Consider the following 16,323-nt stretch of genomic DNA (forward strand, 5'->3'; position numbering starts at 1 on the left):
TTCTATTTATTCGCTTTGCGGTAGCCAACCCCGCGAGGCCGCGTCCAAAGGTTCCTCAACCGTTTTTCGGGCTCTGGCGGTTGGTCCTGGCATGCTGCGCGGATGAGCCTCCGCGTGAGGAAGGTGCCTGGCTGTCGGAACTGCCGCTCCGGTTTTCACGGGACGCCTCGCCGCCCTTACGGCCCGCTTCGCGAGCTTCGGCCGAATTGAACTCATGCGCCGTGCCCCTTTCATGAGCCGCCTTGCCGCCCTTGCGGCCGGCTTCGCGAGCCTCTTCGGAATCGAACTCATGAGCGTTGCCTTTCTCATGAGCGGCTCTGCCAGCTTCCCGGGCTTCTTCAGAGGTGAACTCATGCGCGGTGCCCTTCTCATGAGCGGCTTTGCCTCCCTTGCTGGCTATCTCGCGCTGCTTTTCATCATCCATTGAAGCAAAGCCGCGCTTGCTTGTACCGCTGTTGCCGTTAGCGGCGCTTTTTCCTTGATCTTTATCTTTGTCTGAAGCCATGATAAATCTCCTCATTCAATACTCATGAACTCCCTTTACTTTATATAGATCGAGCGATATGAGCGGTCTCATATGAAATTTTCGGGAGCCTTATCTCAGCCATCTAAAGACGGAGAATAATTCATCGTAAAGGGTCAAACCGCTTTGCTCTGTTCGCCAGCACACATGCCGACAGGCCCTGTCCGGCATGAAGCGGGAATAGGTCGTCAGGCATAATGGCGGCGGCATGACATTGGGATTAAGCGCCCATATTGGCTGCTTCAGGGGGGCTGCTGCAGCAGGCAGACCCAGGGAACGAACAGGGCGGGGCGAATATTTATGCAGAACGCATGAAAAGGCATAGCTTTGCGCACTGCGGACATTTCCGCCGCCTGTCGCAGTCGCGTGAAAAAATATGACGAGAAGTAGTTAATGGGTGCAGGCTGCGGCGCGCCGTCCACTTTCAAAAACGCGCCGGAAGGGGTGAACCTGAGCAGAATCGTGCAGGATAGATAACGGCTACGCTGATATGGAAGCGCTGGGGTGAGGCGTGGGGTGAAGCGTTGCGGTGAAATCAAGCCAAAAAGGCGAGTTCTCTCGCCTTTTTTCCTGGGTCTTATTAAGACTTTTTATGGCTTGGGCTGGCTGCCTTTGCATGCTGCGCCGATGAGGCGCCGCGAGAAGATGACTGGCTGCCCGAACCCCCGCTTCTGCCGCCCCGGGACGCTTCTCCTCCTTTGCGACCCGCCGCGCGGGCCTCTTCAGAATCGAACTCATGCGCCGTCCCTTTTTCATGGGCCGCTTTGCCGCCCTTGCTGGCTATTTCCCGTTGCTTTTCTTCGTCCATGGAAGCAAAACCGCGCTTGCTTTGGCCACCGCTTTTTGTTGTTGAGGCCATGATAATCTCCTGTATATTCAGATTTAAGAAATTTCCGCTGGCATCCGGCCTGCTCTCTGAGGTCGCCGCCCCAGCGGATAGTGCCTGCGAAAGCGTGCCCAGGGTCGAAGCCCAGACATGGTCCCATCTTAGTAAGGGGAAAACCGCTTTTATGTACGGCGGCACACATATACGGAAAAAATCAAACTCATTTGTACTTATGACGCTCCATGGCATTTGAATGACTGGCCACGGTTGTCATAGCGGTTCAGGAAGGCGCTTGGGCTTGGCCGTGAGCAGTTCCTGCTTCTCCTGGTTGGAACAATGTACCTTCCGGATGTAGCGGCAGCGTGTCCCCCCGCTGACTCATTCCGCGCTTCACAGACATCTTGTCGCCAAGGCCCGGCATCAACTTGGATATTGTGGTATTGACAACCGCCATCGCTCCGACTTTGACATCCCTTCCCCCTTCCGTCGCCGCTTTCAGGATGGCTTCGGCGACTTGCTCTGGCTCGATCACCGGGGGAGGCAGCTTCGGCTCCCTATCCATATAGTTTTTAGCATGGTGCGGAAAGGGGGTATCGACAGCCGAAGGCTGGATCAGCGTGATGGAAACCGGGGATTCATCGAGCTCTTCGATTTCCACCCGCAGCGCATCAGTGAAGCCCTTGACGGCGTGTTTGGATGCTGCGTACATACCGAGAAAAGGCACGACGGCTTCCGATACTTCGCTGCCCACATTGATGAGGGCGCCTCCGCTGCGCTTGAGATGAGGCAAAGCCGCGAGCGAACCATTTGCCACGCCCCAGAAGTTAGTAGCAAACAGGCGCCTGCTGTCGGCTTCGCTCACTTCATCCAGGCGTCCATAGATGGAGACGCCGGCATTGTTTACCCAAGTATCGATCCCGCCGAACCGATCGGCCGCCTCCTGAGCTGCGCCTTCCATTTTCTGCCGGTCCCCGACATCCGCCACGATATGTAAAGCCTCTCCGCCGTCGCCCGTTATCCTCGCCGTGAGCGTTTTAAGCGTTTCTCCGCTGCGCGCGATAAGGACCAGCCTTGCCCCCTGCGCAGCCGCTAGCAATGCCGTGGCCAACCCGATTCCGCTTGAGGCCCCGGTAATGACGATCACCTGTTCATTTAAACGTTTATGCGAAACCATGCTTTTTCTCCTCAAAGAATCGAATATGTCGATCCAATCAAACCGCCGAGTGATTGGCAGCGGGCCCGATGAGATGGACGAATGAGAAGCGAAAATGCGTCGCCCGTCAAACCTGAGTCGGCCGAATGTCCGGAAAATCTCAGAAGGCCAGAATTACACGCTGCTCAGATACCCAGACTAAAATCAACTCCGCCGCGAAACCGTGCAGTAACGCACACAACAGTCGTGAGCGGGGGTAAGAAGGGGATAAAGGAGAAGGCAGTTTGCGTCCGAGCCGCGTCGCCGAGCCATGGTGGAAAAGCAGAACGGACGCAGCCTATCGCGCTTGCGGATGCAGTCGTATCGCGCTAGGGGCAGGCTGGGGAAACGGAAACGGGAGGAATTAGGTAGACTTGGGGAGGACTTACATAGACGTGATCAGTCCTTTGAGGATTTTAAAATCGACGGGTTTGGTAAGATGGTGATCAAAGCCGCTTTCGCGCGACATCACACGGTCCTTTTCCTGGCCCCAGCCTGTGAGCGCGACGAGCTTGATATGATCGTACTGCGGCTGTTCCCGGATGCGGCGGGCCACTTCGTAACCATTCATCCCCGGCATGCCGATATCCATCAGGATTACGTTTGGCTGATAGTCGGGCAGGGCCGCGAGCGCAGCCTCGCCGCTGTCGACGGCCTGCGTCAGGAAGCCCATCGACTCCAGCAGCATTGCCAGGACTTCACCTGCATCATGGTTGTCGTCCACCACCAGCACACGTATCCCCGGGGTCGGGGTAGGGATGGTTTCGGGCGCGGCGCGTTTTTCCGACGTTTGCGACAACGGCAGGCGCACGATGATTTCCGTGCCCTGGTCCTTGCCCGCGCTTTTAGCCTCAACAGAGCCGTCATGCATATCCACCAACCGCTGGACCAGATTGAGGCCGATGCCCAGGCCCTCCTGCGCCCCGACCCCATGGCGGCGCTCCTGCGCGAACAGGTCAAACAAGCGTGGCAGCATGTCCGGCAGTACGCCGATCCCGTTGTCGCGCACGGATACAACGGCAGCGTCGCCCTCCTGCCTTGCGCTCACCCAGATCTTGCCGCCGCTGGGCGTATATTTTGCCGCATTATTGAGCAGATTGGTGAACACCTGCTCAAGACGGACCGGGTCTCCGTAAACGATCAGCGGTGTTTCGGGAATGTGCAGGTCCAGTTTATGCTGGTTCTCATCGATAAACGCCATGCTGGCCTCGACACTATTGCGCAGCACCGCATTTAAATCAGTCGCGGCGCGCCGCAGTTCGACCTTCCCGCTGGTAATCCGCGATATCTCCAGCAAATCATCCACCAGCCGGACCATATAGTTGACTTGGCGGCTGATTACCGGCAGCAGATGAGGGACTGCCGCTTCGCCGTCGGGGCGCCCCATCAGCGCCAGCGCATTCGAAATCGGTGCCAGCGGGTTCCGCAGCTCATGTGCCAGCGTCGCCAAAAACTCGTCCTTGCGCCGGTCCGCTGCCAGCAGGGCTGTTTCCGCGTTGACCGCCTCGGTAATGTCAATGGAAATGCCAACGTGCCCGCCGTACTTGCCTGAAGCGGTAAACCAGGGCAGCGCGTACGACTTCAGCCAGCGCCATTCTCCCTGTCCTGTCTTCACCCGCAGGCGATGTTGCAAACGCACCTGGTCGCATATGGCGCGCTCGAATGCCTCAATATACCCTTGGACATCCTCCGGATGGATTACCCTGCGCCAACCGGCGCGCATCAACTCTTCCTTCGGTACCCCAAGCAGGTCGACGCATCGCTGATTGAGATATACGGCATTTCCCTCGGTATCCACCTGCCATGTCAGCGCGGGCGAAGCTTCCGACAAGGCGCGGAATCTTGCCTCGCTCTCGCGCAGGCTCCGTTCGGCAAGTTTGCGCGTCGTAATGTCGATCACATATCCCACGCTCTCCTTCTCGTCGAGCTGCTTTGCAGTGAAAAGTGCCCACCAGCGCGATCCATCCGGGCGTACGAACTCCTTCTCATAGGGAACGGTTTGGCCTGTTGACGTGAAGTCCCTGACGGCGCGCAAACATATTTCCATCCAGTCCGCCGGCGTCTGCAGGTCGCATCGAATAAGCCCGGTCCCTCTACCCTCCCGGCTGACGCCGCTTATCTTCCGGAAAGCATCATTTGCTTCAATAATTCTGCCCAACTCATTGAAAAAAATGACGCCGATCGTGTCAATCTCGAGGGCATGCCGGAAACGCTCTTCACTCTCGCGCAGCGCCGCCTCGGCTTGCTTGCGCTTTTTCACATGCATGGTCACATCGATGCCATGTCCCAGTACGCGCTGGCACTTGCCCTCCTCATCCAGCAAAGGCAAATAGACGAGATCGATGTAGTGTTCTTCCGGCGGTTGACCGCAGGCATGGCTCAACGTCATCGGCAGTTCGAATCCAATGAACGGCTTGCAGGACGACATGACCTCAATAAGTTTTTCCTGGAATCCGCATCCAGCTGCTTCCGGAAGCGCGTCGAACGCGGGCCGGCCGATCAGCTCGCGTTTGCCGACAAGCTGATAGTAGGCGTCGTTGGCAAACTCGAAGATGAATTCGGGGCCGCGAAGCACATGCAGGAATGAAGGTGCGCTGCGGAATACTTTCTCGAGCAACTGAATCCGCTCCGCTTGCAGCGCCTCCCTGAGCTGGATGCGCTCCGCCTCGCGTTTGCGCGCGCGAACCAGTTCGGTGGTTTCAGCGACGGTTATGAACACCCCCTCGGGGGCGCCGGTATCGGATGATCCCTCGCGCGGCGGCCCGGGGAGCGGACTATAAGTGAGTTTGAAAAAAGATTCTTCCGGCGTCCCGTGGCGGTTGAGCACCATCCGCTGCTCGTCAAACAGATACGACTCACGGCGCTCCATGACCCCCTCGCAGATGGGGGAAATAAAATCCCATACCTCCGGCCAGCACTCGCGTACCGGCTGGCCCAGACCTTTGGGGTGCTTGCGGCCTATAAGATCGCGATAGGGGTCGTTATATATCTGTATCAGCTGCGGTCCCCACAGCACTAGGGCTGGCGATGGCAGCAGGAGGATAATATTGACTGCGAGCTGAAGGTGCGGCGGCCAACTCTCCAATGGCCCCAACCCGGACTGAGTCCAGTCGTAGGCATAAATTTGCTCGCCCATTTCACTGCCGCGCAGCCAGCCAGGCGTCTCAGGCTGAGTCATGGACAATAGCCTCCCCCCTTTTTTATGTATGTCGCTTTATAACACTTCCGGATGTTATAAGCCAAGTGCTCAAGCATTGCAAAGGTGCTGCAAAGTACCAACACCTGGGTACCAGCACTGCGCAAAGTCGGATTGTAGCCGCCCCGCAACGACATGATTTTGCTGCCTTAAACGTGTCTGTTAATTACAGTGCTTCCACGTGGCCGCCGGTAGAGGAAGGCTCCGGCGGCGAGGCGCATCCGGATGTCCTATAAAGAAATATAAACCTGTCGCGACCATAAAGGTCAAAGGTGAAGTTCAGGTGTTTCGAAATCAGTATTTTTTGGCAGCATTTGTAACAAGCGTTCGATAAGCTGGCGACAAGTGATGACAAAGGGGAAAAATTATGAAACATGATGAGAATATTCCGCGCCAGGAAGTACCCGGTCCCTCTCGCACCGTGCTTGAAACAAGACAGAAGATCGGGGACGAGCTCCAGCAGACCAGGTGGGCGCTGGAAGAACGTACGAGACAGCTTGATCAGTCACTGTCTGTCCTGCGCGCTGCCATCGAATCGACCGCCGACGGCATCCTCTTCACCGACGAGGACGGCCGCATACTCCGCTTCAATGAGCACTATCTGCAGATGTGGGGCATATTCCGGGAGAATGCCGAGCGTAGCGCACAGCATCACCAGTTGCTCGAATCCTGCGCCGCTTTGTTGAAGGATCCGGAGCAGTTCATGCGACGCACTGCCGACATATACGCGTCATGGCCGCAGGAAAGCCACGACGTGCTGGCCCTCGCCGACGGCAGGGTTTTTGAGCGGTATTCGACGATACAGTATGTCGAGGGTAAGAGCATCGGCCGGGTCTGGAGCTTCCGCGACGTGACCGCGCGCGTACATGCTGAGGAAGCCTTGCAGGAAAGCGGCGAACGGATGTGCTTCATGGCCGACGCAATGCCCCAGAAGATTTTCACCGCGCGCGCCGATGGCAAGTTCGATTACTTCAACCAGCAATGGAAGGATTACACGGGGCTGGCTCCCCAGGAACTGGCGGGCTGGGAATGGACCAGGCTCATCCATTCCGACGATTTGGACGAGACCGTAACGGGCTGGCTGCGCTCGGTCCGCACGGGAGAACCGTATCAGATGGAATGCCGTTTCCGGCAGGCCGACGGCGACTATCGCTGGCATCTGCTGCGCGCTCAAGCCAGACGGGGCAGTAATGGAGAAGTATCGATGTGGGTGGGTTCGAATACCGATATCGACATCCTTAAGCGCTCGAACGGAGAAAAACAGGAGTTGCTGGAACGCGAGCGCATTGCCAGGGGCGAAGCGGAACGCGCCAATCAGAGCAAGGATGAGTTTCTCGCTACGCTTTCTCACGAACTCCGAACGCCGCTCAACGCAATTCTCGGATGGTCGCAGCTTATTTTACAGGGAACGATGCGGCAGGAGGACATCCAGCGCGGTCTGGAGATCATCGACAGGAATGCCCGCGCGCAGAATAAGCTCATCGAGGATCTGCTCGAAATGAGCAGCATCGTATCCGGAAAAGTCAGGCTCGAAGTGCAGCAGCTGGATCTTGCCCACGTAGCCGAGGCAGCGGTTGAATCCATGCTTCCGGCTGCCCAGGCGAAGGGCATACACCTGCGGAAAATGGTCGATCCCGCGGCGGGTCTCGTTATCGGGGATAACAACCGCTTGCAGCAGGTCATCTGGAATCTCCTTTCCAACGCGGTCAAATTCACCCCAAAAGGCGGAACGATAGAGGTCATTGTCGAAAGGGTCGCGTCGAACCTCGAACTGACGGTCAGGGACTCCGGGGTTGGGATCCAGCGTGAGTTCCTGGCCTACGTATTTGACCGTTTTCGCCAGGCCGATTCTTCGCTTACCCGCAGCCACGGCGGACTTGGCCTCGGCCTGGCCATCGTCAAGCAACTCGTGACGCTGCATGGGGGAACTGTCCGGGCGGAAAGCGCGGGCGAAGGCCGCGGCGCATCGTTTATCGTCAACCTGCCGCTCGTCCCCATCAAAGACAGGAAAGACACGAAGTTATCTGGGCGGCCGCGTCGTAATCCCGGTTACGGCGAGGTAACCCTTAAAGGACAGAAAGTGCTGGTTATCGAGGATGAGCCGGATGCGCGCGAACTCATCAAGGAGGCGTTGACGCAATGCGAGGCCGACGTGGTCACCGCCGCAAGCGCCATGGAAGGGTTGGAAGTCGTGAAGAATCAAAGACTGGATGTGCTCATAAGCGACATCGGCATGCCCGGAGAAGATGGATACCAGTTCATTCGTGCGGTACGAAACCTTCCTGAAGCTCAGGGAGGTCGAACCCCGGCTATCGCCCTTACCGCCTTTGCTCATTCGACCGACCGCACCAAGGCGTTGCTCGCCGGTTATCAGCGGCATTTGTCCAAGCCGGTGGAATCGCATGAACTGATCGCGACGGTCGGCAGTTTGACCGGATGGGCGGGGAGACAGAAGATTGGAGAGGATGCCTGCCAATAACATCCCCCATCCCGGCGGCGAGGATTGCCACTCAAATCCTCCCGCAATGGCCGGGCCAAAAAAACTGTGTTCGCGCCGGGCGCCCGCCACCACGATAAGGGGGGCCGGATAATAACCCGCAATGGCTGCCCTGCATGGCACAATATCCCTATCATTCCATATTAAGCCTGATTGGTCAGTCCGAGTATGCCCCGCTGGATCCTGGTCGCCATTGTTTCTTTATTGTCCGGGTTTGCAGCCGTGTTTATCGCCGCGCTTGCCGTTGGCGAACTTCTTTCCGGCGCCGCGCCCACCGCGGTCAGCACCTTATCGGTCGATTTCCCGGTCGAACCCGTGCGGATTCCTGTCCACGAGAATTCGCGTGACGAAAATGCGTCTGTTCGCGGTTGGCTGGCGCGGGGGCCGCGCGGCGGGGGCCTGGTATTACTGGTGCATTCGATCCGCAGTAACAGGGTCGAGATGCTGAGCCGGGCGCGTTTTCTTAATGACCATGGCTATGGCGTCCTGCTCATCGATCTGCAGGCCCACGGCGAAACCCCCGGGGAACGGATCACCTTTGGCGTACGCGAATCGGAAAATGTGCAAGCTGCCGTTGCCTATCTGCGCAACGCCTTTCCGGGTGAACGGATCGGAGCTATCGGGGTCTCACTCGGCGCAGCCGCCATCGTGCTGGCAAAAACGCCGCTAAGGCTCGATGCCGTAGTGCTTGAATCGCTACATCCCACGATCGAGGAAGCAGTTGAAAACAGACTGAAACTGCATCTCGGGCAGGCGGGGACGGCTCTTGCCCCGCTTCTGCTGTGGCAGTTGTCGTTTCGGCTGGGCATCCCCGATCACGAACTGAATCCCATCGAGCAGATAGCCAACCTCAACGCACCGGTCCTGCTGATCTCCGGGTCCGTTGACCAGCATACGCGTATGGTCGAAACCGAACGATTGTTTGCTGCCGCCCGGCAGCCCAAGGAATTATGGATCGTCCCCGGTGGAGGCCACTTCAACATGCATGCCTATGCGGGCAAGGAATACGAACGCCGTGTCACCGCCTTTCTCGACTGGTATTTGCGCGAGCGCAACCTTACGCCGTGACTTCTCTCTCACTCCTTCTCACAGCTTGAAGCAACGGTTATACCCCTTGCGAGCCGGGTAAAACCTGGCATGCCGAAATGGCGATCGGGACACGGATGAAACGCGCCGCCTTGGTTCCAAAGCTCCAACAGGCACCTTATTTGTCGCGTTTTCCTGGTTGAACTGGTTGATCGTGAGACGTATGATGTCGCGCTGCCGTAGTTGCGGTCTGGCGGTCGTTTTTTATGGGTTGTACTTCGGTTTGTTGTGCTTTGATACTGTTGCCGGGCAATCGCGCTCCTCGATATCTGGCCACTTCCTTATAATTTTGTGTGTAAACGTACGGAACCTCGGCGCCAACTCAGCTAGCATCTGCAAAAAGGAACGTCGCGCCGCTCCACTCCATTACACTAATAATGACGCCGACAATGCCAACAGTGCAAATGGGCGTGAATATGCTATATACAGACTTCACCCGAGAAAGATTACCTGCCTTTCCGTCGCCGTGACGGGTGCCGCTGCTCGCGAACGGACAAGAAAAGGAACATACATGGCAATGATAGAAGACAACGAAGAGAAACTGCTACGTTGTGTTGCGCTGCAAACCTCCACCGTTATTCTCCAGGCACGGCAGCGGGCCGAGCACGAACTCAGGCAGGCAAAAAAGGAGCTGGAGGAAAAGGCGAAGCAACTCGACCACTCTTTGTCGATCCTGCGCGCAACCATCGAGACCACCACCGATGGCATTCTGGTAACCGACGAGCATGGCATCGTCCTGCGCTTCAATGAACGGTATCTGCAGCTGTGGCAGATACCACGTGAAGCTGCCAGTTACCGCGAGCACTGGCATCTGCTGAGCTTCTGCTGCAAGCAATTGAAAGATCCGCAGGGTTTTCTGGGAAGGGCGGCGGAAATTTACACCTCCTGGCCACCGGACACTTACGATGTGCTGGAGTTCATCGACGGGACCGTGCTGGAGCGGTTCTCCAAGATGCAATTTATCGAGGAGCAGAATGTCGGGCGTGTCTGGAGTTTCAGGGATATCACGGCCCGCCGGCGCGCGGAAGAAGCTGTACGGGAAAGCGTGGACCGTCTGCGGTTCATGGCGGACGCGATGCCTCTGAAAATATCCACTACCCGTGCTGACGGCGAGGTGGATTATGTGAATCAGCAATGGGTCGATTACGCCGGCCTCCACCCCGAGCAGATGATGGGCTGGGAGTGGACAAAACTCATCCATCCCGAGGACGTGGACGAGAATATCAAGCGCTGGCGTCGTGCCCTGGATACGGGAGAGCCTTTTCAGATGGAACATCGCTTCCGCAAGGCCGACGGAAAATATCGTTGGCATCTGACCCGGGCCCAGGCCAAGCGCGACGTGCACGGCAACGTATCGATGTGGGTCGGCTCCCATACCGATATCGACAGCATAAAGCGCGGGGAAGAAGAAAAGAAGCAACTGCTTGAGAACGAGCGCCTGGCGCGTGCCGAAGCCGAGCGTGCAAGCCGGGTCAAGGACGAGTTCCTGGCAACGTTGTCGCACGAATTGAGAACGCCGCTGAATGCCATACTCGGGTGGTCCCAGCTTATCCTGCAGGGAACCATGAGTCCAGACAACATTCAGCGAGGGTTGGAGACCATCGAAAGAAACGCGCGCGCCCAGAATAAGTTGATCGCAGACCTTCTCGAAATGAGCAGTATCATCTCCGGGAAGGTGAGGCTCGACATGCAGCGGCTCGATCTCGCCGTGGTGGTCGAGGCGGCGGTGGAGTCCATAGCGCCGGCCGCGCAAGCGAAAGGGATTAACCTTAGAACGAGTATCGGCTCCCCCGGCGTCGGACCGGTTTCGGGCGACAATAATCGCCTGCAGCAGATCATCTGGAACCTTCTGTCCAATGCGGTTAAATTCACGCCACGTAACGGCAACGTCGATATCGTCATGGAGCGGGTTGACTCGTATTTGCAGCTTACCGTGAAAGATACCGGGCCGGGGATTCAACCCGAGTTTCTCCCCTACGTTTTCGATCGTTTCCGGCAGGCGGACTCGTCGCTCACGCGGCAGCATGGCGGCCTGGGCCTTGGGCTCTCCATCGTCAAGCAGCTCGTAGGGCTGCACGGCGGCACGGTGCGCGCGGAAAGCGCCGGCCAGGGCAAGGGTGCTGCGTTCATCGTATGCCTTCCGCTTGCGCCCGTTATGGAGGCAAAGGCTCCCCTGCGGCAGGCACGCTTGAGGTCATCGAACCCGCAGAGTGAACAAATTGCGCTTCCGGGGGTCAGAATTCTTGTCATTGACGATGAAGAAGACTCGCGCGGACTCATCCATGAAGTGCTGACAAGGTATGAAGCCCAGGTGGTGTGCGCGGCGAGCGCGGACGAAGGGTTGGAAATTCTGGAACGTCAGAAGCCGGATGTAATCATCAGCGATATCGGGATGCCGGAGAAGGATGGATATCAGCTTATTCGCGAAATAAGAAACCTGGGTGCAACTCGGGGCGGGAATATCCCCGCCATCGCGCTTACCGCCTTTGCGCGCCCGGAAGACAGGATAAAAGCGATGATCGCAGGCTTCCAAACGCATCTTCCAAAGCCCGTGGAAGCGCACGAGTTGATTGCCACCATCAGGACTTTGACGCGTTGGGTGCACAGACCCGATAAATAAGCGCAATCCGTATGAAAGCCAGTTGAATATTCGGAGTCGGGTGTCGTAAATCACTTTGACTGGGCCGCGCCGCGTGATACCGGCTGCGTAAACTGTATCGTGCACGCCAGGATCGTTTGACGACCTGTTACCCATGAGGTTGAGAAGCTCGCTCGAGAAAGTTGCAGCTTCGTGTGAAAGGCTCGAAAGGCTGGATACGCACCTCTCCGCCCAGCACCTCAGCAACCCCGGAGGTTCAATAGGTACTTCGAGTCCCTTCCCAGGGCGCCAGTGTACCCGTGCCTTCAATGGGGTCTTGCATACCCGCGCGGAGTGCATATATATTATATCGGTATAATTTTATTCCAAAAATTGATGTAATCCCCGCGCAACTTTTTTTGAAAGCAGGAATGGCACCAATGACAATACCAACGGAACCTATCGGCAGTATCCCCCGCCCGCCCGAGCTGCTCGAGGCCCTGGCGAATAACGATCCCCTCGACCCCAGGATCGATCACTTGTACGAAAATGCAATCCGCGACACGATCGCCGAGTTTGAAGCGACCGGTTCGCCTGTTATAACCGATGGCGAACAGAAGAAGTACCATAACTTCTGGACCTACAGCGTGCATGGCCTCACCAATACCACGCCTGACGGGTTCACGATTCCCTTTCAGGCGGGCCATTGCCGGCGCATGCCGAAGCTCGTATCCGGTCCGTTTCGTTATCGGGTCTATGCGGATCAATATCTGGATGTGGCGATGCGCTACGCGCGCGTACCGGTCAAGCAGGCCGTTATCTCCCCTTCCGCCTTAAGCCTCATGTACCCCGCCGATGACATACCCGGCTACTCGCGGGCGGAATTCATCGACGATCTGCTAAATGAACATGAAACCGAGGTTCGCCGCTGTCTCAACCGGGGCGCGCATAAAGTCCAGATTGACTTTACAGAAGGCAGGCTCGCGATAAAACTCGACCCGACGGGCAAGCTCCTGAACAGCTTTATCGATCTGAACAACTTGGCGCTCTCGCGTTTCAACCCGGAAGAATTGATGCGAATCGGGGTGCATACCTGCCCGGGTGGCGACTGGGATTCCACCCATAGCGCCGAGGTGGATTATGCCGAGCTATTGCCGAGCCTGTTCCAGTTGAAAGCGAGGAATTTTTATATTGCGCTCGCTACCGAGCAGGACCGCGTGCGCGTTCTGAAAATCATCCGCGCCCATATGAAGCCCGAGCAGCGGATTTTCATCGGCGTCACCGCCCCGATAGAGGCGCGCATGGAGACGCCGGAAGAAATCCGGGACCGGGTTCTGGAAGCGGCGGAATACATCTCCGTCGATCAATTGGGCACCACCGACGATTGCGGCTTCTCGCCTTTTTGCGATGACACGTCCACCAGCCGCGATACCGCGTTCAGGAAGATACAGGCACGCGTGCTGGGAACGGCTCTCGCATGGAAGGTGATCTCTGGTCAATCGGTGATGGAGACGTCCATAACCTGACGGTGAAATACCGCTGGGGGTGTTGGAATGATTGTGCGGGGCAATAACGCCGTGCTCAAAAAGTGAAGCGACGAGAACGGACGAGAACGGACGTGTGCCCCGCCAGGGGGTGCCGGGCGGAGGCGCTGGCGCTGCGCCCCCCGCGCCGGGCCGCTCGCTAAAGAACAACTTCCTCGAGTGCCTGGGCGATATCTTCGATGATATCGTCGATATGTTCTATCCCGACAGATATCCTGACCATGCCCTCGGTCACCCCCGAAGCTTTCAGTTCCTCGGCATTGAGTTGCCGATGGGTGGTGGAGGCCGGGTGGCATGCGAGGGACTTGGCATCGCCGATATTCACCAGGCGCAGAACCATCTTCAGCGCGTCGATGAACTGGCTCCCGGACGCCGCTCCGCCTTTGATACTGAAGCTCAGTATGCCCGAGGCTTTGCCCCTGCTGATGCGGTTGCATAGATCATTATATCGGCTGCCGGCCAGCCCCGCATAATTCACCCACTCCACCTTTGGATGGCTTTCGAGGTACTGCGCCACTTTCAGCGCATTTTCACAGTGCCTTTCGATTCTCAACCCGAGCGTTTCAAGTCCCTGCAGCAATAGAAACGCGCTGTGCGGCGACAGCGCCGCGCCGGTATTGCGCAGCGGCACCACCCGGCAACGGCCGATGAACGCGGCGGGACCGAACGCCTCCGTATAGACGACGCCATGGTAGGAGGGATCAGGTTCATTCATCAGTGGAAAGCGTGCATTGTGTTTCATCCAGTCGAACTTCCCTGAATCGACGATGATCCCGCCTATCGTCGTGCCATGGCCGCCGATATATTTGGTCAGTGAATGCACGACGATGTCGGCACCCAGTTGGAACGGCTGGCACAGATAAGGCGTGGAAACGGTGCTGTCGACAATCAGGGGCACGCCATGACCATGGGCGATCTCGGCCAGCTTCCCGATATCGGCGATATTTCCGGAGGGATTGCCGATCGACTCGCAAAAGATCGCTCTGGTATTGCTGTCGATCTGCCGTTCAATATCCTCGTAGTCATCGTTCGCCACCATGCGCACATCGATCCCCTGCCGCGGTAACGTATGCGCGAAAAGATTATAGGTGCCGCCATATAGCTGGCTGGTGCTCACAATATTCTCACCGGCGCTGGTAATGCATTGAATGGCATAGGTGATGGCGGCCATGCCCGAGGCAACAGCGACTGCGCCAACGCCGCCCTCCATTTCCGCGATGCGCTGTTCCAGCACCGCCGTGGTGGGATTCATTATCCGCGTGTAGATATTTCCCGCGACCTTCAGATCGAATAAATCTGCGCCGTGCTGGGTGTTATCGAACGTATAGGAAGTGGTCTGATAAATGGGAACTGCGGCGGCTTTCGTCGTGGGGTCAGATTGGTAGCCGTGATGCAGGGCCAGCGATTCCAGTTTCATTGTGTCCTCCTGTCCTCTGTTATTCAGGTCCTCTCACATCCTGTAGGAGCGCGTTGCCAACTGATAATGTACGCATCGCACCCACGAAAGTCGAGCCCCCGGTTAAATAGGAGACGCATCGATGCGGTTGCTTATTCTGTTGGAAGCATGTCGGTCCTGCCGGCCATCGGGTCGGACAGATTGCCCCGCAGCACGTGTTCCGAGATTTCCTGGCTGTGACTCTTGATTGTGCTAAACCGTCCCTCACACTGGCGTGAGAAAAGACATGCCGGTGGCGCCAACGGCTCGCCCGTGCTCCAGGCGTTGCGCAAACCTGTTGCCTTTCGTTTCGCAATCATCGCCCAGAATTCTGGCTACCCTGCCGCTATGAAAGCTCGATAGCTGCTTGAGAAACGGAATCGCGAATATCGCCTCGTTGCCCCGCTGTTCCCCGGATACCCGGCCGTATAACTCGTTATGCAGGGCCGGCAACGCGTGCCACGGCGCGGTGGGCCGCGCATGATGCGCATTGTGGTAGCCGAAATTGAGCGTCACGAGATTCAGCCACGGGCGCGCAACGGAAACCGGGTTACTGAATGTATGCGCATGCTCATACGCCCGATCGCCTCTACGGCCCGGTGCTCCGAACTCCTCGGGCCCCTCCAGCCCCTCATGCGCCGCGCGCCCCTTGCGCGAGGGCAAGACGATTTCGTAGTTGTGCTGCAGCGCATCCATGAAGCGCAAGATCGTCAGGAACAGGACATAGGCAAAGAGGTAACACGCATAGGCTGCAGCCGAATACAGGAACAGCACGGCCAGCAGGCTGAAGCGCACGGCGATTACCATTGCGGTCCGCAGCCTCTGATTTTTCTTTTCCTCAACGATAAACGGCGCGATCACGAGCGCCCCATGCATGATGATTTCCACCGCCGGCACATAAAGCCACTCCAGTGCTTTTACAATCCTGAGCTGGACTGGATGGCGCACGAGGTATGGTCGGTAGTCGAAGCCAATAATGTCGGCATGATCGACGTGGTGTCGCATATGCTGTGCGCGCAGGTCCGCATACGTTCCATAACACCCACCTGTGAGCCAGTTTAACTGGCTTCCCATAAGGGCATTATGATGCGGCGACTTGAACAGGGCGTTGTGGGCGCAGTCGTGGATGAGGTACGCGGCGATGACCATGCCGTGCGTCAGCCCGATAGTACCGATTCCCATCAGGACGGGATTCAGCGACAGGACGAGCGCAGCTCCGCCGAAATAGGCCAGGTGGCAGTAAAGCAGCGCCGAGATGCTCGGGATCAGGCTGCCTTTGTAACGAAAACAGGTTTCTTCAATTCTTCTGAACATCATCATTATGTGCTTTTCCTTCTGTCATAGTCACAGCAGCAGCGAACACTGCAAACGACTCGTGACGGGGACCGTTGGCATTGAATCCGTCAGGGTCAATATCCGGTTGTTGCTTCGTTGCCCTTTCATCAA

Annotated in this window: 10 protein-coding genes; 4 read left to right on the forward strand and 6 right to left on the reverse strand. The window is 57.3% G+C overall.

What is annotated here, in order from left to right; genetic code table 11:
• Window positions 1-55: 55 nt before the first annotated feature.
• From R5L00_RS15110 to R5L00_RS15125, 4 genes are all read right to left on the reverse strand, one after another.
• Complete coding sequence (locus R5L00_RS15110; protein ID WP_317652603.1) at window positions 56-505, reverse strand: KGG domain-containing protein; 450 nt, start codon at window positions 503-505, stop codon at window positions 56-58.
• Between the two features lie 598 nt (window positions 506-1,103).
• Complete coding sequence (locus tag R5L00_RS15115; RefSeq protein WP_107693020.1) at window positions 1,104-1,382, reverse strand: KGG domain-containing protein; 279 nt, start codon at window positions 1,380-1,382, stop codon at window positions 1,104-1,106.
• A 247-nt stretch (window positions 1,383-1,629) separates the two neighbouring features.
• Window positions 1,630-2,523, reverse strand: a complete 894-nt coding sequence (locus R5L00_RS15120) for an SDR family oxidoreductase (protein WP_317652604.1) — start codon at window positions 2,521-2,523, stop codon at window positions 1,630-1,632.
• A 403-nt stretch (window positions 2,524-2,926) separates the two neighbouring features.
• Window positions 2,927-5,719 (reverse strand): PAS domain-containing protein, encoded by a 2,793-nt coding sequence (locus R5L00_RS15125; protein ID WP_317652605.1) that lies wholly within the window; start codon window positions 5,717-5,719, stop codon window positions 2,927-2,929.
• 385 nt (window positions 5,720-6,104) lie between these two features.
• Here R5L00_RS15125 and R5L00_RS15130 point away from each other — a divergent pair, with 385 nt between their 5' ends.
• From R5L00_RS15130 to R5L00_RS15145, 4 genes are all read left to right on the forward strand, one after another.
• Entirely contained in the window at window positions 6,105-8,216 is a 2,112-nt protein-coding gene (locus R5L00_RS15130; RefSeq protein ID WP_317652606.1) for an ATP-binding protein, read from the forward strand.
• A gap of 186 nt (window positions 8,217-8,402) precedes the next feature.
• The gene (locus tag R5L00_RS15135; protein WP_317652607.1) at window positions 8,403-9,302 is read left to right on the forward strand and encodes an alpha/beta hydrolase; all 900 of its coding nucleotides are present in this window, start codon (window positions 8,403-8,405) and stop codon (window positions 9,300-9,302) included.
• A gap of 529 nt (window positions 9,303-9,831) precedes the next feature.
• Window positions 9,832-11,940 (forward strand): ATP-binding protein, encoded by a 2,109-nt coding sequence (locus tag R5L00_RS15140; RefSeq protein ID WP_317652609.1) that lies wholly within the window; start codon window positions 9,832-9,834, stop codon window positions 11,938-11,940.
• 398 nt (window positions 11,941-12,338) lie between these two features.
• On the forward strand, window positions 12,339-13,424 hold the full coding sequence (locus R5L00_RS15145; RefSeq protein ID WP_317652610.1) for a 5-methyltetrahydropteroyltriglutamate--homocysteine methyltransferase: 1,086 nt from the start codon (window positions 12,339-12,341) through the stop codon (window positions 13,422-13,424).
• A 157-nt stretch (window positions 13,425-13,581) separates the two neighbouring features.
• On the opposite strand, the gene R5L00_RS15150 is transcribed toward R5L00_RS15145, so the two are convergent.
• The gene (locus R5L00_RS15150) at window positions 13,582-14,859 is read right to left on the reverse strand and encodes an O-acetylhomoserine aminocarboxypropyltransferase/cysteine synthase family protein (protein WP_317652611.1); all 1,278 of its coding nucleotides are present in this window, start codon (window positions 14,857-14,859) and stop codon (window positions 13,582-13,584) included.
• Window positions 14,860-15,102: 243 nt separating this feature from the next.
• The gene (locus R5L00_RS15155; protein WP_317652612.1) at window positions 15,103-16,197 is read right to left on the reverse strand and encodes a fatty acid desaturase; all 1,095 of its coding nucleotides are present in this window, start codon (window positions 16,195-16,197) and stop codon (window positions 15,103-15,105) included.
• Window positions 16,198-16,323 lie beyond the last annotated feature (126 nt).

Origin of the sequence: Nitrosospira sp. Is2 (assembly GCF_033095785.1) — a bacterium.
Classification (GTDB): Bacteria; Pseudomonadota; Gammaproteobacteria; order Burkholderiales; family Nitrosomonadaceae; genus Nitrosospira.

Bases quoted from the DNA above. Each gene is read 5' to 3' on its own strand.
- R5L00_RS15115 (WP_107693020.1), bottom strand. From the start codon at position 1,382: ATGGCCTCAACAACAAAAAGCGGTGGCCAAAGCAAGCGCGGTTTTGCT.
- R5L00_RS15140 (WP_317652609.1), top strand. From the start codon at position 9,832: ATGGCAATGATAGAAGACAACGAAGAGAAACTGCTACGTTGTGTTGCG.
- R5L00_RS15150 (WP_317652611.1), bottom strand. From the start codon at position 14,859: ATGAAACTGGAATCGCTGGCCCTGCATCACGGCTACCAATCTGACCCC.
- R5L00_RS15120 (WP_317652604.1), bottom strand. From the start codon at position 2,523: ATGGTTTCGCATAAACGTTTAAATGAACAGGTGATCGTCATTACCGGG.
- R5L00_RS15130 (WP_317652606.1), top strand. From the start codon at position 6,105: ATGAAACATGATGAGAATATTCCGCGCCAGGAAGTACCCGGTCCCTCT.
- R5L00_RS15145 (WP_317652610.1), top strand. From the start codon at position 12,339: ATGACAATACCAACGGAACCTATCGGCAGTATCCCCCGCCCGCCCGAG.
- R5L00_RS15135 (WP_317652607.1), top strand. From the start codon at position 8,403: ATGCCCCGCTGGATCCTGGTCGCCATTGTTTCTTTATTGTCCGGGTTT.
- R5L00_RS15155 (WP_317652612.1), bottom strand. From the start codon at position 16,197: ATGATGATGTTCAGAAGAATTGAAGAAACCTGTTTTCGTTACAAAGGC.
- R5L00_RS15125 (WP_317652605.1), bottom strand. From the start codon at position 5,719: ATGACTCAGCCTGAGACGCCTGGCTGGCTGCGCGGCAGTGAAATGGGC.
- R5L00_RS15110 (WP_317652603.1), bottom strand. From the start codon at position 505: ATGGCTTCAGACAAAGATAAAGATCAAGGAAAAAGCGCCGCTAACGGC.